The sequence below is a fragment of the Bartonella gliris genome, assembly GCF_045277155.1.
GTDB classification, from domain to species: Bacteria; Pseudomonadota; Alphaproteobacteria; order Rhizobiales; family Rhizobiaceae; genus Bartonella; species Bartonella gliris.
This window is the reverse complement of the sequence record NZ_CP123962.1, coordinates 880,357-904,974: the sequence shown is the minus strand read 5'-3', so window position 1 is coordinate 904,974 and position 24,618 is coordinate 880,357. Positions and strand designations below refer to the sequence as shown.

18 protein-coding genes, 1 tRNA gene and 3 pseudogenes are annotated in these 24,618 nt (G+C 40.6%); 16 read left to right on the top strand and 6 right to left on the bottom strand.

What is annotated here, in order from left to right; translation table 11 throughout:
* Nucleotides 1–21 precede the first annotated feature (21 nt).
* Nucleotides 22–369, bottom strand: coding sequence for a TrbC/VirB2 family protein (locus tag QHG54_RS04075; protein ID WP_317992848.1), 348 nt, complete (start codon nt 367–369; stop codon nt 22–24).
* A 158-nt stretch (nt 370–527) separates the two neighbouring features.
* On the opposite strand from QHG54_RS04075, the gene QHG54_RS04070 reads away from it, so the two are divergent.
* From QHG54_RS04070 to QHG54_RS04020, 11 genes and pseudogenes are all read left to right on the top strand, one after another.
* Nucleotides 528–1,259 carry a nuclease gene (locus QHG54_RS04070; RefSeq protein ID WP_317992849.1) on the top strand — a complete coding sequence of 244 codons (732 nt, stop codon included), beginning with the start codon at nt 528–530 and terminating at the stop codon, nt 1,257–1,259.
* A gap of 156 nt (nt 1,260–1,415) precedes the next feature.
* Nucleotides 1,416–2,528, top strand: a complete 1,113-nt coding sequence (locus tag QHG54_RS04065) for a phage tail sheath family protein (protein ID WP_406604494.1) — start codon at nt 1,416–1,418, stop codon at nt 2,526–2,528.
* A 3-nt stretch (nt 2,529–2,531) separates the two neighbouring features.
* Nucleotides 2,532–3,050, top strand: coding sequence for a phage major tail tube protein (locus tag QHG54_RS04060; RefSeq protein WP_406604355.1), 519 nt, complete (start codon nt 2,532–2,534; stop codon nt 3,048–3,050).
* Nucleotides 3,051–3,059: 9 nt separating this feature from the next.
* The gene (locus tag QHG54_RS04055) at nt 3,060–3,470 is read left to right on the top strand and encodes a hypothetical protein (protein WP_317993189.1); all 411 of its coding nucleotides are present in this window, start codon (nt 3,060–3,062) and stop codon (nt 3,468–3,470) included.
* 131 nt (nt 3,471–3,601) lie between these two features.
* Complete coding sequence (locus QHG54_RS04050) at nt 3,602–5,944, top strand: phage tail tape measure protein (RefSeq protein ID WP_406604354.1); 2,343 nt, start codon at nt 3,602–3,604, stop codon at nt 5,942–5,944.
* Nucleotides 5,945–5,957: 13 nt separating this feature from the next.
* Nucleotides 5,958–6,419: a phage tail protein gene (locus QHG54_RS04045; protein WP_406604353.1), complete on the top strand. Its 462-nt coding sequence runs from the start codon at nt 5,958–5,960 to the stop codon at nt 6,417–6,419.
* Entirely contained in the window at nt 6,416–6,670 is a 255-nt protein-coding gene (locus QHG54_RS04040) for a tail protein X (RefSeq protein WP_317993192.1), read from the top strand. The genes QHG54_RS04045 and QHG54_RS04040 overlap by 4 nt, the downstream gene beginning before the upstream one ends.
* The gene (locus QHG54_RS04035; RefSeq protein WP_406604532.1) at nt 6,670–7,659 is read left to right on the top strand and encodes a phage late control D family protein; all 990 of its coding nucleotides are present in this window, start codon (nt 6,670–6,672) and stop codon (nt 7,657–7,659) included. The genes QHG54_RS04040 and QHG54_RS04035 overlap by 1 nt, the downstream gene beginning before the upstream one ends.
* Before the next feature lie 141 nt (nt 7,660–7,800).
* Nucleotides 7,801–7,896: pseudogene (locus QHG54_RS04030) on the top strand (DNA adenine methylase); the annotation flags it as partial.
* A gap of 153 nt (nt 7,897–8,049) precedes the next feature.
* Entirely contained in the window at nt 8,050–8,439 is a 390-nt protein-coding gene (locus QHG54_RS04025) for a VOC family protein (protein ID WP_406604493.1), read from the top strand.
* A 218-nt stretch (nt 8,440–8,657) separates the two neighbouring features.
* Nucleotides 8,658–9,306: pseudogene (locus QHG54_RS04020) on the top strand (DNA adenine methylase); the annotation flags it as partial.
* A 279-nt stretch (nt 9,307–9,585) separates the two neighbouring features.
* Here the strand turns inward: QHG54_RS04020 and QHG54_RS04015 are convergent.
* Nucleotides 9,586–9,661 (bottom strand) — tRNA-Phe (locus tag QHG54_RS04015).
* Between the two features lie 401 nt (nt 9,662–10,062).
* On the opposite strand from QHG54_RS04015, the gene QHG54_RS04010 reads away from it, so the two are divergent.
* From QHG54_RS04010 to QHG54_RS04000, 3 genes are all read left to right on the top strand, one after another.
* A complete protein-coding gene (locus tag QHG54_RS04010; protein ID WP_406604492.1) occupies nt 10,063–11,226 on the top strand; it encodes a phosphoserine transaminase in 1,164 nt (387 codons plus the stop codon).
* A 404-nt stretch (nt 11,227–11,630) separates the two neighbouring features.
* Nucleotides 11,631–12,920 carry an adenylosuccinate synthase gene (locus QHG54_RS04005; RefSeq protein ID WP_317992856.1) on the top strand — a complete coding sequence of 430 codons (1,290 nt, stop codon included), beginning with the start codon at nt 11,631–11,633 and terminating at the stop codon, nt 12,918–12,920.
* Between the two features lie 227 nt (nt 12,921–13,147).
* On the top strand, nt 13,148–14,575 hold the full coding sequence (locus QHG54_RS04000) for a hypothetical protein (protein WP_406604491.1): 1,428 nt from the start codon (nt 13,148–13,150) through the stop codon (nt 14,573–14,575).
* Between the two features lie 134 nt (nt 14,576–14,709).
* Here the strand turns inward: QHG54_RS04000 and rpoH are convergent, their stop codons facing one another.
* The 3 genes from rpoH to QHG54_RS03985 all read right to left on the bottom strand — a co-directional run bounded on the left by rpoH (nt 14,710) and on the right by QHG54_RS03985 (nt 18,212).
* A complete protein-coding gene (gene rpoH, locus QHG54_RS03995) occupies nt 14,710–15,594 on the bottom strand; it encodes an RNA polymerase sigma factor RpoH (protein ID WP_406604490.1) in 885 nt (294 codons plus the stop codon).
* A 148-nt stretch (nt 15,595–15,742) separates the two neighbouring features.
* The gene (locus QHG54_RS03990; RefSeq protein ID WP_406604489.1) at nt 15,743–16,747 is read right to left on the bottom strand and encodes an RluA family pseudouridine synthase; all 1,005 of its coding nucleotides are present in this window, start codon (nt 16,745–16,747) and stop codon (nt 15,743–15,745) included.
* 34 nt (nt 16,748–16,781) lie between these two features.
* Nucleotides 16,782–18,212, bottom strand: coding sequence for an aldehyde dehydrogenase family protein (locus QHG54_RS03985; protein ID WP_406604488.1), 1,431 nt, complete (start codon nt 18,210–18,212; stop codon nt 16,782–16,784).
* A 445-nt stretch (nt 18,213–18,657) separates the two neighbouring features.
* Between QHG54_RS03985 and QHG54_RS03980 the strand changes: the two genes are divergently transcribed.
* Nucleotides 18,658–21,234 carry a DNA translocase FtsK gene (locus QHG54_RS03980; protein ID WP_406604487.1) on the top strand — a complete coding sequence of 859 codons (2,577 nt, stop codon included), beginning with the start codon at nt 18,658–18,660 and terminating at the stop codon, nt 21,232–21,234.
* A 332-nt stretch (nt 21,235–21,566) separates the two neighbouring features.
* Nucleotides 21,567–23,677 (top strand): annotated as a pseudogene (locus tag QHG54_RS03975) (sensor histidine kinase).
* A 14-nt stretch (nt 23,678–23,691) separates the two neighbouring features.
* Here QHG54_RS03975 and mscL read toward each other — a convergent pair.
* Nucleotides 23,692–24,105: a large conductance mechanosensitive channel protein MscL gene (gene mscL, locus QHG54_RS03970; protein WP_317992862.1), complete on the bottom strand. Its 414-nt coding sequence runs from the start codon at nt 24,103–24,105 to the stop codon at nt 23,692–23,694.
* Nucleotides 24,106–24,618: the final 513 nt, after the last annotated feature.

The following is a 24,618-nucleotide window of genomic DNA, read 5'->3' as shown; positions in this document are numbered from 1 at the left end:
TTTTGAAATGCTGGAGTCAAATCAACTGGAAAGCATTGATACGATTTGCGTTGCACCCATAACAATGCCAATGCCAACACAAACGAAAAATGCTTTACGCATTTCGACATAACCAGCAATCCATGCAAGCCCAATACCAGCAACCGCAATTGTGGCAATTGACTTTGCAATCGTCCCTGTTAAAACATCTACCATCTTCTGAAGAGCACCTTCGATTTTTCCGAAGCCGTCTGCAAATGCTGGTTCACTCAGTGCTATAAATGCAACAAGAAACATAAGTATTGTCGTTAACCATTTCTTTTGTGATTTTGAAAAGGTTAATTTTTGTAAAGTACGACCATCAGTAAACTGATTGTTTATTTTTAGCATGGAAATGTCCCCGCGTATTAATTAAATAAAAAAATAAAATATTTCCCAATATGAAATAATTATTAATTAATAACTGAAAAAAATAACAAGCGCTACTGTTTAATGTGTAGTATTTTCTTTTTTTTATAAAATAAACAGAAATATTTATAATATTCAAAATGATACTTTTTAGAAAATCTCTGCGATCATCATTCAAATATCTGATTTTCATTTATATTGTTTTTGCTGGTATTTTTTATTTTAGTAAAAATCCTGAAAATTTTATTCAAAATCCTTTTGTGCAAAAAATGAAAAAAATAGTGGAAAAACAGTCCCAAGAGCCTGATTTAAAATTGACAGATCATGCTTCTAGACAAGAAACGCCTGTACATTCAGAATTATTGTCAACGCAATTTTATCAAGAAAACGTGCCTATCTATTCAGGCGCTATACAGGTGACAAGTGGTGTTACTTTTAAAATGATCACACCTATAGATGAGGGCTGGAGAAAGAGAATTGTTCGCGATATCCGATTATATGGTGTTGAAACCTGTGAAACACGGCAATTTGCCTCACGCAATGGAATTAAGTGGCCGTGCGGTGCTTTTGTTACGGCGTGGCTTGTTTCAAAAACAATTGATAAAAATGTTACTTGTCGGCAAGCGCGTGTCATTCAACAGGTTTATTATGCACAGTGTTTTGTTGATGGGGTTGATTTAGCGCGCTTGGGACTTGCAGAAGGAATGATGGTTTTGACAAAAGATCAGGACCATTTTCCCTCACCAGCAGATTATAAAAATCTACAATCTGCCGCGCAAAAAGCACAAAGTGGATTGTGGTCTAGTGAATTTGAACAACCAGAAGAGTGGAGAAGAGACAATGGCAGCTATAATCCCATTGATTCCAATTAATGGTTTAAATGATCGCTTTAATGTGCTTTTAAAAGAAGCTGAACAATATTCCACAACGAGCCTTATCAGGTAAAAGTTGACTACAATCCACTGCATGTCATAAGTGACAACTCTCGTTATGGAAAATTGTTGTTTTTAAGAGGCTTGCTTGTTTGTATGGGTTGTTACGACAGCGCTATAGAGGAGCGCGTGTCCTTGCCTGGTCACTTTGAGATGCTTTTTGTTCTTGTGCGTGTGGAAGAAAAATCGACCATTGCCGAGACACAAGCCGAGATGGTGGGATCAAATGCTGGCCTGACCGGTGTGCATGCGCTAAAACATGCACGTGGCCATTTGGGCGTGGAGCCTGGGATTTTGTTAGCACCGGCTTATAGTGCTGGACGCCTTGAGAATGGTAAAAATCCCGTGGCAGACGCCTTGGAGCAAGTGGCAGAAAAGCTGCAAGCGATTGCGGTTTTTGATACGGGTGGTAAAAATACGGAAGAAAGCCTTGCCTTTCGAGCGGATTTTTCCTCACGCTTTTGTTATCTGATTGATCCCTTTGTACGGGTGGCAAATGTTGAGGGGGGGTGGAGCATAAAACCGGCAAGTCCTTTTGCAGCAGCGATGTTTCTCAAACGCGATAAGCAAAGGGGCGGTGTTTTTTGGTCGCCTTCCAACCAAGATGTCAAAGGCATTTTAGGCACGGCGCGCCCTATTAGCTATTTTGATGGCGAAATTGATCATGAGGCAAATCGTCTCAACCAAGCCGATATTGCTACCTTTATTCCAGCACGGCTGAGCCAAAATGCGCATTTAAATAATTCTGTGGGACAAATAGCTGCTAATGGACGCATTCTATGGGGTAACCATACCACTTCCAGTGATCCACTTTGGCGCTTTGTCAATGTTGTGCGCACCCGTGCGGCACTAGAAAAAACCATCATTAACAATTTCCGCCCTTGGGCCAATGACGAAAACCTCACCGGTCAACATGTCATTGCTATTACGCGCAGCCTCACACAGTTTCTTGATGATCTGATTGCGCGCGGTGCCCTGCTAGGTGGGCGTGTTTGGTTTGACCGTGATTTAAATTCCAACAGCACTTTGCAATTGGGAAAGTTGCGGGTCGAGTTTGATGCGGAAGAAGTCCCTCCTCTGGAAAACTTAAGTTTCGGCAGCCGGCGCAATAGCGCTTATTTTAACCGTCTTTCTGAAGATATCCAAAAGAAAATGACTTATGCATTTGGCGATACGCTTGAGAGCTATCGCAAAGCAGCAAGGAGTTAGAGCATGACTTTACGCATTGTACGCGGTTTTACCCTGATTGTTGATGATGATGTCAATCTTCACCTCGATCTTGAGACGCTGAAACTGCCCACGTTAGAAGAAATCACAGAAACCTATCAACCAGGTGGTTCTGATCTGCAAATTGATGTTGCTGGTCTTGGTGTGAAAGCTTTGAGCATGCAAATGAAAATCCGCAGCCACACCCCCGAAATTATCGGCATCTTTGGTGGTCCTCCTGGGCTTCGTCATAAATTTACAGGCAAAAAACATGTGGTGTCTGAAGAAGATGGGCGTGAGCATGAACATTCCATTGATGTCACAGGGCGCTTGGTCAAAGTGGATAGCGAAGGCTTAACGGCTGGGAAAGCTACAGGCTATGATTGCGAGATTAAAAATATTTGGGACTATACGGAGTTTTGGGATGGTGCTGTGCTGCATCGCTTTTCTTTTAAACGAGGCGGTTGGCTTGTACGCAACGGGCAAGAGATCGGTGGGCGTCGCCGCTCTATTCTCAATTTATAGGAATTGATTATGACAAGTTTACAAACCAGCCTTGATGTGGAATTAGCTGTTCCACTTCTTTATCAGGACAAAGACGGCAAAGAAACTCTCTGCAAGAAACTGACCTTTTATCGCCCGACTTTCAAACATGCCAAGCAATTAGCCGTTCTGATTGGACCGCAGTTTATAGAATTGCTTTCTCCTGAATTTGGCGAGCAGAAAACACTTACCAATGATGTTCTCATCAGCAAGCTTTTTAAAGCAGTGCTGACCAGTGAGGCGACAGAAGGTATCACAGCGCTTTTAGCCGATATGTCGCATGAATCGGTTGAACTGATTGATCGTGTGGATGTTGTTGATATTATCGCGATATTGAAGGCTTTTTTTGCTTTTTTTATGGAACGCCAATCCTCTTTGCCGGACAATTTGCAGCTGAATTAGCGCTCTATTATCACTGGGCGCCTTCAGAGATCAACCAGATGGATTGGCTGGAAGTTGTTTCCTCTCGCAGCGAATTAGCACGCCTTAAAAGCCAAGAATATGAACACCACATGTTGGGATAAGGAGCTGTCATGGATGTTTCTCTTGTTGTGCGTTTTGTTAAACATCTGCAAGAAGGAATAGCCTCTGCTAAGCGGGATCTTCAAGCCTTTAGTTCAGATGTTGCGCATTTGCAAAACAAGACAAGGCAGGACTTTAAAAATTGGTTTGATCCTAAACATCTTGAGGATGCAACAAGAAATGCGGAAACTGCTTTTAGCCATGCACGTGGGCGCATGGTGGGAACCATTGACCAAACGGCAACATTAATTGCACCGCTTTATAAAGCCATGCAGTTTGACCAATCGATGAAAGGCTTGGAAAAGGTTCTCGATGCCCCTTTTCATCGTTTAAAGGAATTGCGTCGTTTTGCACTTGAGACCTCAACAAAAATTCCGCTCGCAGCGCGTGAAGTTTTGGAACTGATGACCAGTGCCAGCCAAGCAGGCATTGGCGAACAAGATCTAGAAGCTTTTAGCATTTATGCTGCCAAAGCAGCTGTGGCGTTTGATATGACCGGTGATCAGATTGGTGAACGCTTTGCCAAATTGCGCAATGTCTTTAAGCTGAATCAAGCAGGCATTGAAGATTTAGGTGATGCCATCAATCATCTCTCTAACCACATGGCGGCTAAGGCAAGTGAAGTGTCTGATTTTACCAATCGTGCCACCGGTGCTGCTACCATGTTTAAACTCACCGCGCGCGAAACGGCAGCTTTTGGTACGGCGATGATTTCTGCTGGGATTGCACCTGAGAGCGCTGCGCGTGGTTTTAATGCGATGAGTGCCCGCATTCAGGCAGGAGGTAAGCATATTGAAGAGGCATTTGCCAATATTGGGCTTTCCCGCAAAAAATTTATGCAAGATCTGGATAAAGATGCCACCGGTACCTTGGTACGCTTTTTTGATGTTTTAGCCAAATCCGAACAGGGGATGCGCTCCTTGATTGCCATTGCTGGGCAGGATTTTACTGGTGATTTTGCCAAATTGGTTGGCAATCCAGAATTGTTAGGGCAAGCTTTAGAATATGTGAAAGATCCACAAGTCTTTAAAGGCTCAGTAGAGCAAGAGGCAGACAAACAAGCAACCGGTGCCATCAGGCAATTTGAACTTTTGCAAAACCGTATCGTGGCTTTGGGCATTACCATTGGTGAAGTCTTATTGCCTCCTGTCAACAGTTTGATGGAAAGTGTTGGCAATTTTACCAATGGGTTGATGGCATGGGCCAATGCGCATCCAGCCTTAACAAGCGCCATCATCAAAACCATTGCTGCTCTGATGGCTTTTAATATTGCTTTGCGCGTGTTGCGCTTTACCATGGCTGGCACACGCCTCGGGCTTCTTCAATTGCTAGGTTCTTTTATCAATCTTGGCAAATTCAGTCGCACTCTTGCGACAAGTTGGCGAGGCTTAGCAGCTTCGGGGCGTTCGCTTGGAATCATGGCGGCAAGTATTGGTGGCAGTGCGCTGCGTCTTTTGCGGCCGATGACATTACTCGTAGCTTCTTTTCGCGGGCTTATGATCTCAGGTTCTGCATTTGCTGCCGCTTTTGGATGGATAGGGACAGCGATAGAAGTGTTTGCTGCTGGCATAGCTTCTGCTGTCGGTGCTGTTTTTAGCCCGATAGGGGCGCTCATTGCTGCTGTTGTGGCGGTGATCCTTGCTACCTGTTTTGTTTTATGGAAATATTGGGACCGTTTTTCTTCTTTTGTCAAAGGTTTTGCACGGGGGTTGGCACGCGCTTTTGGTCGTGCCTTTGAAGCCGTCATGCGCTTTTTTGGTGCTGATACCGCAATCATCACCAAATGGAAAAACATCATTGCTGCTGCTTTCGATTTCTCTGAACATTGGCAAAAGTTCAAACAAGGGCTTGGCGCTGTTGGCAGTTGGTTTGGCAATGTGTGGGAGGGTTTTAAGCAAAGTCTCTCCAGTTTTTGGGGGTGGTTGGGGAGCTTTTTTACACAGGAAAAGCTCTCTGATGATGCCAAGGCTGGCGTGGAACAAGCAGGGGAAGACTTGGCCAATTGGATTGTTGATGGCTTTATGGTACCCATCACAAAGTTGAAGGATTTTTTTCAATCTTTGCCAAGCCGTATCAGAGAATGGATTGGCAGCATTGATTTATCAGACCTCTTTCATTTGCCAAGTTGGTTTGGCGGCAAAACATCCATTCAACCCATTGCACAATTTGCCGGGGCTGGTCATGCAAACTCTCCTTTAACAGAACAAAGAGAGAAAGACCGCACCACCACCTCTCACACTCAAAATGTTACGGTGCATGTCAATGGTGCTCGTGATCCTGTTGCTACCGGTCATGCGGTAAGTCACGCCATTCAACGGGCACGCGCTAATGCTCTGCATGGGGGAACAGAATGAGGGGAGGGAAGTCATGAGAGATCCTTTGATGATGTTAGGTCCGCATCAATTTTATGTGGACTGGCTGAATTTCCAATCCTTTGAAGAAGAGTTTTCTGCCTCATGGGTTTGCCTAGAGCGTTTTGGCAGATCCCCCAGTTTGCAATTTACTGGCTATGGCAATGATGCAAAGACCATCCATGGCGTTTGGTTCCCAGAAGAATTTGGTGATCGTGTAGCCATTGATGCCATTACCACAACTATCAAAAGAGCAAAGCCGGTCCAGATGCTTCGTTGGATCAATGATACGAGCTATAGTGTCCTTCTCCATGGACCAGTGGTGATTACCAGTATCACTAAAGACCACGACTTTATCAGTGGCTCTGGTCAATCACAGCGCATTCGCTATTCCATCAGTCTTTTGCCCTTTTTTGATGGCGGAAAACCACAAGGACAATATCAGGTGGGACAATACCAAGTGGGACAAACTCCATGAAGATACCAGAAAAGCATGTTGTTGTAGAGCTAGAGGACATGAGTCTCGATCTCCTATGCTTTCACCATGCCATGGCTGTGTTAGGAGATCGCACGCGGGCTGGGTTACTGAGTGGTTATCTAGAAGCCACCTTGGAAGCCAATCCGGGTATTGCAGGATATGGTATTCTTTTACCGTTGGGTTTAACTGTTGTTCTGCCTGAATTTGCACTTCACAATCCCCAAAGTACGGTGACACGGTTATGGGATTAATGCGGACATACCCCTTTATTGTGGTCAAGGTGGGAGACAAACCTGTTCACGCGGTTTTTTACCAGCGTCTGTTAAGTGCAACCATTACCGATCATGCCGGCAATCAAGCCGATACATTCGAGGCAGAGTTTGATGATGGTAACAATGATTTAGAGGTTCCACAGAGCAATAGTACACTCCAGGTGATCTTTGGCTATGAGAACAGCATTAGTGCATTTATGGGGTGTTTTGTTGTCGAATCGGTTGTGAGTTGTGGGGGCAGCGCTGGAGAGATTTTGCGCCTTTGTGGCAAAAGCGCTTCTATGCGTGGGGAAATCAAAGAACAGATGAGTGAACATTTTGACCATAAAACCATTGGTGAGATTGTCGAGACACTCGCCAAACGCCATGGCTATCAAGCAAAGGTCAGTCCAGAATTTTATCAACACTCTTTGCCTTATGTGGTGCGCACGGACCAATCGAGTGTTGATTTTTTAACCCGCCTTGCAGACCGCATGCAGGCGCGTTTTTTAATCAAAGACAATAAGTTTTTATTTTTAAGCGGAGATAACTTACCAGCACTAGAGCTTCATAAGCACGACTGTTCCAGTTGGGAATTTACCATTGAGCCACGCACGCAATATGGCACCATTGAAGCTTCTTATTTTGATCGCTCAAAAGGGCAACAATGCCAAGTCAAACATCAGACAGGGTTTAGCGGTCCGGTGCGGCGATTCCGCTGTTGCTATCCATGTAAGGAAGAGGCTCTGGCTGCTGCCGCATCAGAATCAGACCGACTTTGCCGTGCTGTGGGAAGCGGTTCTTTGTCGCTTGCGGGGCGCCCAGAAATCATGGCCGACCAACCTCTCTTGTTGCAAGGGTTTAGGGCTGAAATCGATGGTCCATGGAAAGCCGCTACCGTCACTCATCGTTATGACAAACAAAGCGGATATACAACAGAAATCACCCTAGAAGCACCAAAGAAGGGAAAGGAAAGCAGTAAAGAATAGAGGCTGGGCTGGTTGCCCAGACAACGGGGACAGTTTTGCGACAAACCCGTCCGATGTAACAGAACTCAACATCGCAGCCACTTCTTATTACTTGAAGCAATGAAAAGATGGCGAATATAGATGGAAGAGTGTTAAAAAATGATGGATACACTTTGTAAAGAAACATTAAAATCTGTTGATCCAATCGCACCAGCCGCTGCTTATGTTGGTGGCAAAATCAAGTTGGTGAAGACTATGTAGTAGCGGTTTCGATATTTTAGCATATAGCAATAAGAGAGTAAAAACATATAAATAGAGCACACCGTGAACGGAAGCATCACAAACTCTTGTTGAAATGTTCTCTAATAGGTATATCATGCCAGGTAACCGCTACTAAATCATGGAGAATTTATGAGTAATATCCCTACTTATCCTGTTACCCCAAACCTACAGTTGGTATACGTATCAAACGTAGAATATTCTACCGCTTTTTACAAATTCATCTTCAAGAAAGAACCTGTATTCATTTCGCCACGCTATGTTGCATTTGCTTCTTCTGGTGATGCACTCTTTGCTATCTGGTCTGGGGGCGATGCACCTGAGGAAAATGTACCTCGTTTTTCAGAAATCGGCATTATGTTGCCTAATGGAGAGGACGTAGATAAGCTATATGCGGAATGGCAAGAGCAAACTACCGTTGAGATAAATGTCTTAAAGGAACCGTATACTGACATATTTGGACGTACCTTCCTAATCAAAGATCCCGACGGCCATATTATTCGTGTTTGTCCACTGGATTAAAAAGCTTTAGACCCGATCTTTAATCGCCTGAATTATAATAATTGTCTGTTTCCAAAACCTATAAGCTATGCACGCTAGAGGCTTACTTCCGACGCGTGGCTTATCCGTTTGGTACTGTTCTATTACTTTCAGCCCCACAACCTGCTTGTTCCCACAGGTGGTCTAATTGGCTTGGGGATCAGTCGGCGTTATTGCATGGACAAGTGATCAATAGCTGTATCAAAATCATAGAAGCTATCCCCCATCACACTTATGCTGAGCCTTTTGTTGGAATAGGTGGGGTGTTTTGCGAGAGAAAATTGATTCCCTTATATGAAGTCATCAATGATCGTTCAGGTGATGTGGTGAATTTTTTTTGGTGTTGCAACGCCATTATCACCCTTTTATGGGGCTGTTAGAGTTCCAGATAGGCAGCTGTGAGGCGTTTGAGTTTCGCTGGTCAGGTGCCCAAACGAACATTTAGCGTTGATCCTAATCGTAGTACACGGTTTAATTCGTTGAAACTTGAAAGCGTATTAAAGCTTATATACCGCCGCTTAGCGGGTATTACCATTGAACATTTAGACTGGTCTGACTTTATCCCGCGTTATGACCGTCAAAACACTTTGTTTTACCTTGATCCGCCTTATTTTGGTGTTGAGAATTACTATGGAAAGGATTTGTTTAAGCGAGAGGATTATCAGACGATGTTCCAGGTTGCTTACATAATTAAAGGGCAAGTTTCTTCTTTCTCTCAATGATGTGCTTGAAGTTCGAAAAACTTTCAGCCAGTTTATCCTAAAAGAGGTGAGAACAGTTTATTCGTGTAACTCTTTAAATAATGCGCTTCCGGCTCAAGAACTCATCATCACAAATTGCGCTTTTTAGCAGAAGAGAAAAAGAATCATTAAATGGGCTTTTAATACCCTTTGAAAGGTCTTTGAAGACCCTTTGAGAACCCTTTAAAAATCCTGTGAAAAAAATAAATTGCTGCAAAACTAGGTGTCAAATTGTACAAAACCCGCTGTTAAGCGACACTGAAGCAAAAAGAAAACGCTAATGTTGTGGAGAAATGTTAAAAATATTCCCTCCACTTTGTATCCACGCATCTCCCACCTGAAAAAAGATAAAATAAAAATAGTAGGTTATGTGTGATAAAAAAGCATATGGTGCCCAGACGCGGATTCGAACCACGGACACGCGGATTTTCAGTCCGCTGCTCTACCAACTGAGCTATCTGGGCACGTTTCACAAAACACGTGAAACGTGTGCGGTTATAACATTAAAATTTTCTCTGTCCAGTCATCAAAAGAAAAATAATTTATTTTTTATAAGTTTATTTCCGTATTTCGGGCAATTACAATTGTTCTTTCCATAGAATCAACTTGATAGGTATATTGTGATAAGCTAGTGTATTGCTATCAAAATACTATCTTATCGTAGTGATGACGCAAGGAAACCTTTTGAAAGAATCAATCTAAGAACATAATTGAGAGGAATGTTTTTACCAGGTTTCCATGTATTTTAAGCTTACGGAATAAATAGAAAATATTTTTGATCTTTGTCTAAGGGGACTATTGGCACAGTCTTTATAATAATTCGTTTTTCTTTAAAGAAAGGCAAGCCATCTAAAAGGGGAGAATAATGATAATGTTTAAAAAACCAAGTTATCGTCCAAATAATCCTAATTTTTCTTCAGGCCCTTGTAGTAAGCGGCCTGGCTGGACTCTCGAAGTCCTTAAAAAGGCATTAGTTGGGCGTTCGCATCGCTCTAGAGCAGCAGAATTAAGACTGGCTGAGGTCGTCAATTTAACCCGTGAGGTTCTTGAAGTACCTTCTGATTATCGTATAGGAATTGTTCCTGCTTCCGATACCGGTGCTGTTGAGATGTCTCTATGGTCTTTATTAGGCGAACGTGGTGTCGATATGGCTGCGTGGGAAAGTTTTGGTTCGGGGTGGATCGCAGATGTTGTTGAGCAATTAAAGCTTTCTGATGTGCGTCGTTTTGAAGCCCCTTATGGCGAATTACCAGACTTAACACAAATGGATTTTGATCGTGATGTTGTTTTTACATGGAATGGAACGACTTCTGGTGTGCGTATTCCTAGTGCAGATTTTATCCCAGATAAGCGGGCAGGATTGACAATTTGTGATGCAACATCAGCAGCTTTTGCGCAAAATCTTGATTTTTCAAAATTAGATGTTGTGACTTTTTCCTGGCAAAAAGTTTTGGGAGGTGAGGCTGCACATGGTATATTGATTTTAAGTCCTCGTGCCGTTGAACGGCTTGAAAATTATGTTCCGGCTTGGCCCATACCCCAAATTTTCTGTATGACAAAAGATGGAAAATTAAACGAAAATATTTTTAAGGGCGAGACAATTAATACACCCTCTCTGCTATGTGTTGAAGATTATCTTGATGCGTTGAAGTGGGCAAAGTCACTGGGGGGTGTGCAGGCATTAAGGGCGCGCGTTGATAAAAATTTTTCTGTACTTGATGCTTTTGTTCGCAAAACACCGTGGTTAGAATATTTGGCAAAGGATCCTCAAGTTCGTTCTAATACATCTGTTTGTTTAGATATTGTCGATCCAATTATTACTGCTTTGGATATTGAAAAACGAGCATCTTTTATAAAAGCGGTCGTCAATCGTCTTGAAGAGGAAGGTGCTGCTTATGATATTGGTTCGTATCGAAATGCTCCTCCAGGTCTTCGAGTTTGGACAGGGATAACTATTGAGGCTTCCGATCTTGAAATTTTAACGCAATGGCTTGAATGGGCATTTCAGGTTGAAAAAGCTCAACTTTAAAGCATTGTTGGCAATTTTATAACGCAGCTTTTTCAAGAAAAATACGGGAGTCCATGATGGTCTCTCGTATTCTCATATAAGACGAACGATCTTCAAATATCATATCGCGCAGATCGTAAGGAATTACGGGGAGACTATGGATGATTTGTCAGATATTGGCAAAAGCAACAACAAAAAGTTCTAAATCCTTCTACTTTTTATAGAAAAAATGACTGATTTAGAATGAAGATATATTTTATATCTTAAGTATTGTTTTCCTTTATTATCATGAAGCTAAAGATTTAAGTCACTTGAAGATTGGGAAAAGCTGAAATGAAGAGTCGCACTTTCTCTAAGGTTTCGTTATAAAGGAGCGTTTGTTTTTGAATGCGGGTTTTGTTTGACCAAACACGATGGAGAAAGTTATGGCCAATGTAGTAGTTGTCGGTACACAATGGGGCGATGAAGGCAAAGGTAAAATTGTAGATTGGTTGTCTGAGCGGGCAGATATCGTGGTGAGATATCAGGGTGGGCACAATGCAGGTCACACATTGGTTATTGATGGGATTAGTTATAAATTATCGCTTTTACCGTCTGGTTTAGTTCGTGGTAAGTTATCAATTATTGGTAATGGCGTTGTCGTTGATCCCCATCATTTTGTAGCAGAATTAAAAAAACTACGTGATCAAGGTGTAAAAATTACACCGGAAATTTTACGTATTGCTGAAAATGCTCCATTAATTCTTTCTTTGCATCGCGATCTTGATGCAATCCGAGAAAGTGGTCTATCTGGTTTAAAAATTGGTACGACAAAGCGTGGTATTGGTCCAGCCTATGAAGATAAGGTAGGCCGTCGAGCTATTCGAGTGATGGATTTGGCGGAAGCTGATACACTTATGGCTAAGATCGAACGACTTTTGGGCCATCATAATGCTTTGCGTCGTGGGATGGGTGTTGCAGAGATTGATTCTCAAGTGCTTTACAATGAATTGATGCAAGTAGCGGATGAAATTCTACCCTTTATGGATTGTACGTGGCGTCTTTTGGATGAAAATTATCGGATGGGAAAGAACATTCTTTTTGAAGGTGCGCAAGGTGCTTTATTAGATAATGATTTTGGGACTTATCCTTATGTGACGTCATCCAATACAGTTGCTGGGCAGGCGTGTACCGGTTCAGGTATGGGGCCTAGCTCAATTCACTATGTTTTGGGTATTGCAAAAGCTTATACAACACGCGTTGGAGAAGGACCATTTCCAACAGAGCAGATAAATGATATTGGCGAATTTATTGGAATGCGGGGTAAAGAATTTGGTGTTGTGACTGGTCGAAAACGTCGATGTGGTTGGTTTGATGCTGTCTTAGTACGTCAAATGGTAGCGATTTGCGGTGTTCACGGTATAGCACTGACAAAGCTTGATGTTTTGGATGGTTTGGATGAAATTAAAATTTGTGTTGGTTATGAGCTTGATGGGAAAAAAATTGATTATTTACCTTCTTCTATGGGAGCTCAAGCTCGTGTGAAGCCTGTGTATGAGACATTGGAAGGCTGGAAGGACGCAACAGCACACGCATTAAGCTGGGAAGAATTACCAGTGCAGGCTGTCAAATATATACGCTATATTGAAGAACTGACCAATACGCAGGTGGCTTTATTATCCACCAGTCCAGAGCGTGAAGATACCATCCTTGTTACTGATCCCTTTGCAGATTAATCATTATTTTCATATTGATTTTCGCTTTGGCTCTGTGTTTTTTTATGAATAGAGACTTAAGAGAGTGGAAGAAAGGTACAAAATAGCATTGTTTATTTTCCATATTCACTTTAAACTACGGTCATAGTTGTATCAATATAAATGACAATCAATTTAGAAGGCTAAAATAAGGGCTAGCCTGAGGGGCTAGGGTTGTTCTTCTCAGTTTGAGAAAGATTATAGAGAATATGGTAGATTTCGTTGGAATCTTAAAAAAGGCAATCAATGCGCAAAGTAATATTACACCACAAGTGCGTAAGCGGGTTTATAAACGAGCTATCGAAACACTAGAGCATCAATTTATAGCAGCAACAATACCACAAGCGATGGTAGATAAGCAGAGAAAGATTTTGCAAAGTGCTATTGCAACTGTTGAAGAAGAGTATTTAGCGGTTGAAAAAAAGTTGCTTTCTTCCGTTATTGGATGGAATCCTACACGTATAGAGGAAGATAACAAACACATACAACATTCTGTATTGCTACAAGGGAAGGATATTTCAGTAGTAGAAACAGAAGGAAGACGAGGCTCTGTTACAAGATCAAAGGACAATGAGACAATTGATGTATCTTCTGTGTCTGGGGTGCCAGATGCAGAGCTTGTCAATATGGAAGCTTATTTGTCTTCTCAGCATGTTGATGGCAATACGTTAAAGGTTTTACCTTTAGCTTCTTCTTCGCAAGGAGATAATACGCACATTGTTTCGCATATTTTTTCTCAAGCTTTGCGTCGTGCTAATAGGTCATCGGTGCAAAAGCGTATTGTGATAAGTGCTGCTGTTGTTGCTGGTTTTGTCACTTTAATTATAGGTATTTATCTCATTTGTGGGCGTGTGTTTGTATCAAATGATCATCAATCGTCAGGGGAAAATGTTCAAGTTTCTCATGTGTTACCAAAGACACTTTCGGTTAACCGAAAGTTAACGCAACGCTTATTAGAGGATGGGAGCGAAGTTGAGACCGGTTTAGATCAAACAGTACATGCTTCAAATGAAGAAAGAACTTCAACAGTTATTGCCAGTAATTCGCAGTCAAGTGAACAACTAGGTGAGGCTGTTTTTTATCAAGCGCGTACGGATTATGATGCAGAAAAAGTAGCAACGGGGAGTGCACGTTGGACGCTTATAAAAGAGTCTCGCGGAAAGGGGGTACCAGAAGAAACGGCTATACAAGGTGATATAACAATTCCAGATGAAGGGTTATCATTACGGTTAATTTTACGTCGTAATACGGATCTATCTTTTCCTGCTGCGTATATTATGGATCTTATTTTTATTCTTTCTGATAAATTTTCAGGTCAAGCTGTAAGCAATGTGCAAGCATTAACTTTTAAAGCAAGTGAACAATCTATTGGTCAGGCCTTAACAAGGACTGTTGCAGCAAAGATTGATGATAATTTTTTTCTTGTTGCATTGAGCGGCAATCATCCGTTTCTTGACCGAAATTTACAATTGATGCGGGAATTGGATTGGGTGCGTTTGGTATTGACTGACAAAAACGGACGCACAAACGAATTGACCTTTGCAAAAGGACCAACAGGTGAGTCTATTTTTAATGAAGTTATCGGACAATGGCTTACAAAATCAGAAAAGGTAACAGTTCTTGGACAGAAAAAATAAAGTACGGTTTCGGTGAGGTAGAAAACTATAAATAGAACTCGCACTACAAAAAATGCTTAGCAGTCTAATGCAAAAGCAGAGAGCCAACATAATGCTGGCTCTTTCTCATTTTAGGAATGCGCAAATAATTGATTTTACACTTGACTTTGAGATAGAGTAGAAGATTTGATAGAATTCTGTACTTTTTCAAATGCACGCATTTCAATTTGCCTTACACGTTCGCGACTGATGTTAAATTCACTTGAGAGTTCCTCTAGCGTCAGTGGGGTATCGCTTAAACGACGTGCTTTAAATATACGCCTTTCTCGTTCATTCAAATTATCTATGGCATGTGTCAGCATGGAACGACGATTTTCCAATTCATCTTGTTCGATCAAAATTTGTTCTTGATTGTCGGAGTCATCCACTAACCAATCTTGCCATTGTCCACTTTCACCTTCTTTTGTGCGAAGTGGTGAATTGAGCGAAGTGTCACCACCAAGTCGACGGTTCATCGATACGACTTCATCTTCTGTGACATTCAATTGGGTTGCAATTTCCTTCACTTGCTCTGCGTTAAGATCACCACTGTCAAGAGCTTGAATTCTGCTTTTTAACTTACGAAGGTTGAAAAATAAGCGCTTTTGATTGGCTGTTGTCCCCATTTTGACCAAACTCCAAGACCGTAATACATATTCTTGGATTGATGCTTTAATCCACCATATTGCATAGGTTGCAAGACGGAAACCGCGTTCCGGCTCGAAACGCTTAACAGCTTGCATAAGTCCAATATTGCCTTCTGAAATAACTTCTCCAATAGGCAGTCCGTAGCCGCGATATCCCATTGCGATTTTGGCTACGAGACGTAAATGACTTGTTACCAATCTATGTGCAGCTTTTAGGTCATTATGTTTACGATAACGTTGAGCCAGTATATACTCTTCTTTTGGCTCAAGCATTGGAAAATGACGCACTTCCTCTAGGTAACGATTCAAACCTCCGTCACCTGTCGTCACTGATAGCAGATTCATATGGGCCATATAGCACCCTCCTTTTGCATGAATTCCCTGATAAGGCAAATTCGATTTTTAGACATTATAAACACCTTTAACGCCTTACCCTACCATAATTTTTAATTTTGTTCAAAAAGAGACATTTTATTGTGAAATCATGAGAAGGCTAAAAGTTTCATTTCATTTTTTTAAAATGCTTGATAAGTTCAGCCATATCTTGTGGGAGTGGGGAAGAAAAAGACATAATTTCACCTGTAGCAGGATGTTCAAAAGTAAGACTGAATGCATGGAGTGCTTGTCGGTTGAATTGATCGATTGCATTTTTAATTATGGGATTAAGAGTGTTTGATTTTGTTTTAAAAGCGTTTCCATAAACAGTGTCACCTACGAGTGGATGTCCGATATGGGCCATATGAACACGAATTTGGTGCGTGCGTCCAGTTTCCAGACGACATTCCAGAAGACTGGCAAAAGATGTTGTATCTGCGTGAGTTCCATATTTTTCAAGGAGGGAAAGATGTGTAACAGCGTGGCGAGCATGAGGATTTTGCTTATGGACGACAGCTTGTTTTGTTCTATTATGAGGAGAACGGCCAAGGGATGCATCAATTGTCAAAATATTACGATTAGGGGCTCCCCAAATCAAGGCATGATAGCGTCGATCTAATGCCCTCGTGCGTCCGTGATCAGAAAATTGGGTGCTTAAGCTTTGATGAGCAAGGTCATTTTTGGCGACAATCATGACTCCACTTGTATTTTTATCGAGACGATGAACTATGCCGGGACGTTTAACGCCACCGATACCAGACAAACTATCACCACAGTGGTAGATAAGGGCATTAACCAATGTACCTGTCCAATTACCATTTCCAGGATGAACAACGAGACCAGCTGGTTTATTGATGACAATAACATGATCATCTTCAAAAAGAATGTCCAACGCAATGGCTTCACCGCTAGGTGCGGCATCACGAAGAACAGGCATTTTCAATTCGATGATTTGATTAGGTTTTAATTTTGTTTTTGGCTCCTTTACGCGTTGACCATCAATTCTCACATAGCCTTCACGGATGAGGGTTTGTAAACGTGAACGTGACAACTCATGGTGATATTGTTTGGCAAGCCACTGATCGAGCCTTTGCCCAAGAGCACCTTCATCCGTTATTTGCTGTGTTACCATACGATTGCTATTAAGTTTGTAATCAAAGACTCTTTTACCAGTATGAAATTGCTTTGGTATCAAGAAATTCTTTGATTCCCCAGTGACCACCTTCACGGGCACGTCCAGAAAATTTTACGCCTCCAAAGTAACTCCCACTGGGTAAACCATGTCCGTTAACTTCTACCATACCAGACCTCACTTGCGCAGCGATACGGCGACATTTGTTACGATCTTGCGATTGTATATAATTTGTAAGACCATATTCAGTATCATTAGCTAACGCTACGGCTTCATCTTCTGTATTAAAGGGAAGAATTGAGAGGACTGGACCAAAGATTTCTTCTCGAAAAATACGCATATGAGGTTTCACATCGGCAAAGACTGTTGGGCGTACATAATAACCACGCTCCATGTCCTTCGGTAAACCAGTTCCGCCTGCGACAAGAGTTGCACCTTCATCAATTCCAGATTGAATAAGATCTTGAATTTTATCATATTGTTGTTTTGAGACTACGGGGCCAATATGATTTCCTGTTTGGTGGGCTGATCCCACTTTTGTTTTTTCGGCAAGATCTTTTGCTATTTCGATAGCTTTTTCATAGATGGCTTTTTCGACAAGCATACGTGTTGGTGCATTACAGCTTTGCCCACTATTATAAAAGCAGTGGTGTACACCACGTTGAATAGCATCTGTATCGGCATCAGCAAAGATGATATTAGCTCCTTTGCCTCCAAGTTCCAGACAGACCCGTTTTAAAGTGCTACTAGCATTTTTAGAAATATCTTTTCCTGCTCTGGTGGAGCCGGTAAAACTGATCATTTCCAGATCTGGATGAGCAGAGAGATAAGAGCCGACATTCGCCCCATCACCGTTGATTAAATTAAAAACGCCAGCAGGTAGGGCGGCTTCATCCAAAATCTCAGCAAAGAGCATAGCAGAAAGAGGAGCAATTTCAGAGGGTTTTAACACCATAGTGCAGCCAGCTAAAAGAGCAGGGATAACTTTAAGAGTCACTTGGTTCATCGGCCAATTCCAAGGAGTAATTAATCCTACGACGCCGATAGGGTCATAATGAAGAATCGCTTGTTCATTTTCTTTGACTAAAATGTTTTGAAACGAAAACTCTTTGTAAGCTTTGATAAAGTTGCGAATATGGGAACTTCCGGTTGCGGTTTGCGCATTAAGCGCCATATCAATAGGTGCTCCCATTTCCATTGAAATGGTTTTCGCCATATCTTCTGAGCGTTTTTCATAGATTTCTAAAATTTTTTCAACGAAGCTAAGACGCTCATTAGGCAAGGTTGTTTTCCAATTTTGAAAAGCTTTTTTAGCAGCATTGATTGCTTTATCTGCATCTGTTGTGCTGCCAATGCTAATGACAGCACAAGCCTCTTCTGTTGATGGGTCGATAACGTGTAAATCATGAGGAGTGCTTGGATCATCCCATAGACCATTAATATAAAATTTCCGCTTATTAAACATGAAACACTCCCTATTTTTTATTTCTGTGTTGTTAAATTGTATTCTATTTGAACCTTTTTTAAGCAGGATAACAAGGACAATCTTATTGAAAGTAAAGAAATAGAACTGTTTTATGTCAACGATGCATGGAAAGTTGAAAAAATATAGCCTAAATCTTTGTATTAATCATTTTTATGAAAGTGGAAAAAAAGAGAATAATTGGTGATTTTTCTGTAATTTTTATAATAGAGTTTTCTTTAAAATCAATGCAGTAAAGCTATGTAACACTATGAGTTTTACAATGCACGCATTAAATCTAGAAGGAGCATCATAAAGAGGAATTATGGTATCATTTTTTTATTTAAAAGCGGTTGTTGGCAAAAGGTTATTAACCTTCGTACGGTAGTCTCTATGCATCCTTTTTGAAGAGGCAATTGTTCTCATTGCTATAATGTTGTTGGGTGTCATGCATAATTCGAAAACAAAATCTATTTCTAGGTCTTCTTTTTTTGATGAGGGTGCACAAGGTGCATCAGGAAAAAATTCATCTGCCAATATTGCTGAAATATTTCCTTATCCGGAAGTATGGAAAAAGGCATTTACCCTTGGACAGAATGTGCGTTTTACGCGAACCCCAGAAGTTGAAATTCTGCGTCGTCGCATAGAAACAGATCCAGTTTTTGCAAAACAGTTTCAAATTTTTGCAAAGCAAGAACAAAAAAATCCTACGAATATTATACACTGTAACAAGAAAACAACAAATTCCCCATCGGCTAAAAGGGTGATTAATCCTCGATCAATAGAGAATAAAGCGTCAATTTGTCATTCAGCAGTTTTAGAGCAGTTGTCACAACAAACTGTTCTTCCGCCGCTTGAGGAGGATGTAGGGGAACATAAATTACAAGTAAAAAATGTTGTGCAAAAAACAAAAGCTGTTTTTCATCTTTCCGATTACGCCTTTTTTGAGTGTGAATCTTTTATATTAGAACAGATCGACACTAAAATTTCAGAAGAAGACGTAAAACCGATTGATTTCACAAGTGATGAGGTTGTGTCCAATACTGCTTCTGCTTTTGATGAATCAATTACTGATCTTTACCGTGTTCTTGAATACCGCTTTCCTCAGTTTTATGATTCGATATTATCAGAAGCTTCAGGGGAAGATACTAAGAAAACTGAAAAAAATTCTGTTTTGCCTCATCCAAAGAATGAAACTCTTAAAGAGGTTCAAACGCATAGTGCTAAGCCTATTTTTGAAGATAATACAGATATTAAGAAGATTAAAAAGTTATCTGTTCATGAGTCAAGTAAGGCTGCTAAGTTAGCCAATGATGCTGATAATATTGCTGATTGTATGGTAGCTAGTGTAGCAAAGAGTTCGTTAGATTTGCCTGTAATGAAAGAAAGAGAAAATATACGGCAAGCCATTAAGGTGCCATTGTGTAATCCTGACATTACTTCTATACCAAATGCTCAATCTCTTGACTATGGAACTTATGAATTTCCTCCAATTGATTTATTACAGGAACCTATCTTTCAGGATGACACAATTATTTCCCAAGAAATATTGGAGCGCAGTGCTGGGCTTTTAGAAAGCGTTTTAGAAGATTTTGGGATTAAGGGAGAAATTATTCATGTTCGCCCAGGACCAGTGGTGACAATGTATGAATTTGAACCCGCTGCAGGGGTAAAATCATCACGGGTTATTGGTCTTTCTGACGATATTGCCCGCTCTATGTCTGCTATTTCTGCTCGTGTTGCTGTAATTCCTGGACGCAATGTTATCGGAATTGAATTACCAAATACAGTTCGTGAAACTGTTTATTTGCGTGAATTAATCCAATCAAATACTTTTCGTGATAGCCACTTTAAATTGGTGCTTGCCTTAGGGAAGGGGATTAACGGTGAACCTGTAATTGCAGAATTAGCAAAAATGCCCCATTTATTGGTTGCAGGAACCACAGGGTCAGGAAAATCTGTTGCGATTAATACAATGATCTTATCAATCCTTTATCGCATGACACCAGAGCAGTGCCGCCTCATTATGGTTGATCCTAAGATGTTGGAGCTTTCTGTCTATGACGGTATTCCACATCTTCTAACGCCTGTTGTAACTGATCCCAAAAAAGCTGTGACAGCTTTAAAGTGGGTCGTGCGTGAAATGGAAGAGCGTTATCGTAAAATGGCTAAGTTAGGTGTGCGTAATATTGATGGTTTTAATGCACGAGTTGCTCTAGCTGTAAAAAAGGGTGAAACGATTATGTGCACTGTACAGTCGGGATTCGATAAAGAAAGTGGCGAAATGCTTTATCATGAAGAAGCGATGGATTTAACGCAGCTTCCTTATATTGTTGTCATTGTTGATGAAATGGCTGATCTCATGATGGTGGCTGGTAAAGAAATAGAGAATGCTATTCAACGTTTAGCACAGATGGCGCGTGCTGCTGGTATTCATCTTATTATGGCTACACAGCGTCCTTCTGTTGATGTTATTACGGGTACGATTAAGGCAAATTTTCCGACCCGCATTTCTTTTCAGGTAACTTCAAAAATTGATAGCCGTACTATCTTGGGAGAACAAGGTGCTGAAACGCTTTTGGGTCAAGGAGATATGCTTCATATGGCTGGTGGTGGGCGCATTGTACGTGTCCATGGTCCTTTCGTTTCTGATAAGGAAGTTGAATCTGTGGTTGCGCATCTTAAAAGACAAGGAAAACCTCATTATTTAGCAAAGGTAACGGATAGTGAAGACAGTAATAACGATTTGGAAGCTGCTGATTCTGTTGCTAAAATTGTTGCAACAGAAAACTTTGGTGAGGATGGTGAAGAGCTTTATACACAAGCTGTTAAAATTGTAATGCGTGATAAGAAATGTTCAACATCTTATATCCAGCGTCGGCTTGCAATCGGTTATAATAAGGCGGCTTCTCTTGTTGAGCGGATGGAAGAAGAAGGTATTGTAGGGGCTGCAAATCATGTTGGGAAACGTGAAATTTTGCTTGATGGATGTAATAAGTATCAAGATTCTTTTAAGAGTATATAATACCAGTAATCTAAAAGGCTAAAGCTTTATTTTGGTTGGTAAGAGCGGGAGTTATCTCGCGCTTATTTTTTATTGTGAAATACTAAAAAGGTTCAATCGGAAGCGACTAAGCAAGAATGCTATCCTATATTAAAATATCGGCAGGGAGGTTAGATTAAGACAAAGAAAGGTCAGAGATACCTTTGGCATTTTTAGATTATCTGGAATGTAAAGAAATTAAACAGGCCTTTATACGAGGACAGATGGCTTTTGTTCTTTCTTCTGATTGTAAAAATATTCTTTGATCAAATGGTGTAGCGGCGTATTTTTTGGGTTTTCCTTCTGTCGTGGCTATGATGCAAGAACACTCTTTTTTTGATCAAGTGGAGCAGCACAAGATACTAAAGGGTGTGCAATGTGCAAACTCTGTTGCATTGGGGGGAGAGTAAAGTGCACCGCTGAATTTTCTGTAATTTCTATTAATGTTATTGGTTTAGGAAAAGTGTTTGTGCTGGAAGCTGCTCGGGAAGAAGATGTTTCTCTTCTCGCTGGTTTGGATGATGCAGCAACATCCGTTGCGGTGATTGATGAAAACGCAACTGTGTTAGAGGCTTCATCTCATTTTTGTTTTGTTGGTGAAATGGTCAAAATTTTGCTACAGACGATTGATAATGAGGTGTCTGTCAAGACCATTTTATCCATAGGAGGTATCAGTAAACGATTTAGCATTATTCGCTTGAAAATAAAACCGGCAAGCTTTTTGGTTTTATGCGCATCATTAAAGGCAGATGATTTGAAGTGTGAAGAAGAACTTTTTCGTTTTACGCTTAAGCTTTTGCTACGACATTTTACTTGCAAAATGGATAAAAATGGTCGATCTTGTAATGTTTTAAAAGATTTAGGGGAAATTATTGGGTCTCTATCCTCCTCTATTTTAAGATCTCATTTTCATGAACTTGCCGATTGATTTAATGATGAGCGATATCGTGTACGCAGTGGATTTATTGAGGCTGTTATGCCTTGGAGTGAACAGACCGTTGAATGGTCCGTTGATGGTTGTTTAGAGTGGCTTGATGTTGAAGTGTCTGCTTTGCCAATTTTTGATGCCAAACAGCGGCTTAAAGGGTTTCGTGGCTTTGGTGTTTTGAAGATGCAAGAAAAAGTACAAGATGAAAAAGTTGTAAAGCTGGATACAAAAACATCGAGTCTCTCAGAGAGTGAGTGTTTGGCTTTTCATGAGATTGCAGAACGATTGCGTGGTGAATTGGTTTCAGCAGGAGGGGGGGAACATTTGGTTGAAGAAACGTCGGTTCAGTTGCCATGTCCACAGACATTGCCTAAAAATGTCATAGAGCAAACTCTCATAAAAGAACCAGCAGCTGTTTTATCATTGTTGGATATAGCTACTGATGGTGTTTTGTGGTTGGATGGACAGGGTTGCATACAATCTGTTAGCAGTGCGGCTTTGGTATTAATTGGCTATGAAATAAATGAATTATTAGCACAGCCATTATCATCATTATTTACTTTGCAAAGCCGATCTTTGGTTGAAAAATATTTTGAGTTGATTCGTTTTAAGGGACAAAGTCAGTTTTTTAATCGCGGAGAAACAGCTGATTTATTGACAAAAAACCATAAGAGTATAACAGTTTCTATGATAATTGTGCCTTTAGCACGACAAGACAATTATGCTGTTATGCTACATAATCTGACAGGAACGATCCTCCCATTAGACAAAGAAGCAAAAGAAAATAAAATGGTTGGAGTTGTTCATGAAATACGAACACCTTTGAATGCTCTCATTGGTTTTGCAGAAATTATGAGGGATGGTCGTTTTGGTTCGATAGATAACGAGCGTTATCGTGGATATTTACGCGATATTATCTCATCTGGAAAACATATATTATCGCTGGTAAATCAATTACTAGACTGCTCGAAAGCAAATCATTCTGCCTCGAATAAACAGATCAATATGCCCCTTAGAGTTGAAGTATTTGATGTGATGTCTTGTTTGCGTTCTAGTATGGCTTTTCTTGAAATGCAGGCTAATCATAATGGCATCATTATGCGCATTGTTGCACCGATTCATGTGCCATTTATTTGTGTATCGCAACAGATATTTCGACAGATTATATGGAATCTTCTTTCCAATGCCATCCGTTTTACACCATCGGGTGGGCAAATTATTGTCCACGTTTCTTATGGAAAAAATGAGCGAGTAAAGATTTCAGTGAGTGATAATGGTATAGGGATGAATGACGAAGAGATTGTGCAAGCACTGCAACCTTATGGTCAGGTAAAGCGTAAAGATGGTCGATCTGGTGACAGCGTTTTTGTTGGAACTGGTTTAGGATTGCCAATGTGTAAGGCAATGGTGGAAGAGAGTGGCGGCCAATTTTTATTATTTTCAAAACCCAATCATGGAACAACTGTAGAAATGTTTTTCCCCGTGTTCCATGAGTGAAGCTACGCATAAATTTATTTTTTGTTGGCCAACAAGTCTCTGATTTCTGATAGAAGTTGTTCTTCTGGAGACATTGTTTTTGAATTTTCTTCTTCTTCTTGTTTTCGGCGTACTTTATTCATGCCTTTAACAAAGAGGAAAAGAACCCAAGCAATAATGAGAAAATTGATAAGTAAAGTTATAAAGTTGCCATAGCTAATGGTTGCTCCAGCTTCTTTGGCCGCACTCAATGTAGCTTGTTTGTCACCAGCAAGCTGAATAAACATGTTGGAAAAGTCAATTCCACCGGTGATAAGACCAATGATTGGCATAAAAATGTCATTAACAAGTGAATTGACTAAGCCACCGAAAGCCCCCCCTATAATCACACCAATAGCGAGATCAATCATATTACCTTTTAAAGCAAATTCTTTGAATTCTTTAAGCATTGCGTTTTCCCCTTATGTAGTATGCGACATATGATAAGCTTAACTATCGCTTTTGATAAAAAAGGAAAGGGCCGTTTTTATTTTCTTATAGTGTTATAATACAAATATTAAAGTTCTTTTCCAAGCTTATTATGATATGTTAAATAACGTGAGTGAGGCGCTTTATTTTGATTAATACTTGAGTATCTTATAGAGCTAAAACTAACGAAAAGCTTTTTATCAAAAAGCTATATTTTCTCTTCTTTTCAAATACAAAAGAAAAAATGTGCTTAATTTATGAAGTTATTTTAAGAGACTTATTATAACACATTGAAAATAATGTGTATTTTTTGATTGTTTGTTTGATTTTGTTGATGGCTTATTCAATGTTGAAGGTTTGGAAATTCTGGAAAAAGAGAGTGCGTTATAAGGCAAAAAAGTTTTTGTCGGTTAATATTTGCAAACATGAACTTGATTGTTAATAACATTATGAGTTTTCTTGCATTGGAGATTTATTTTCTCATGTAAATAGTG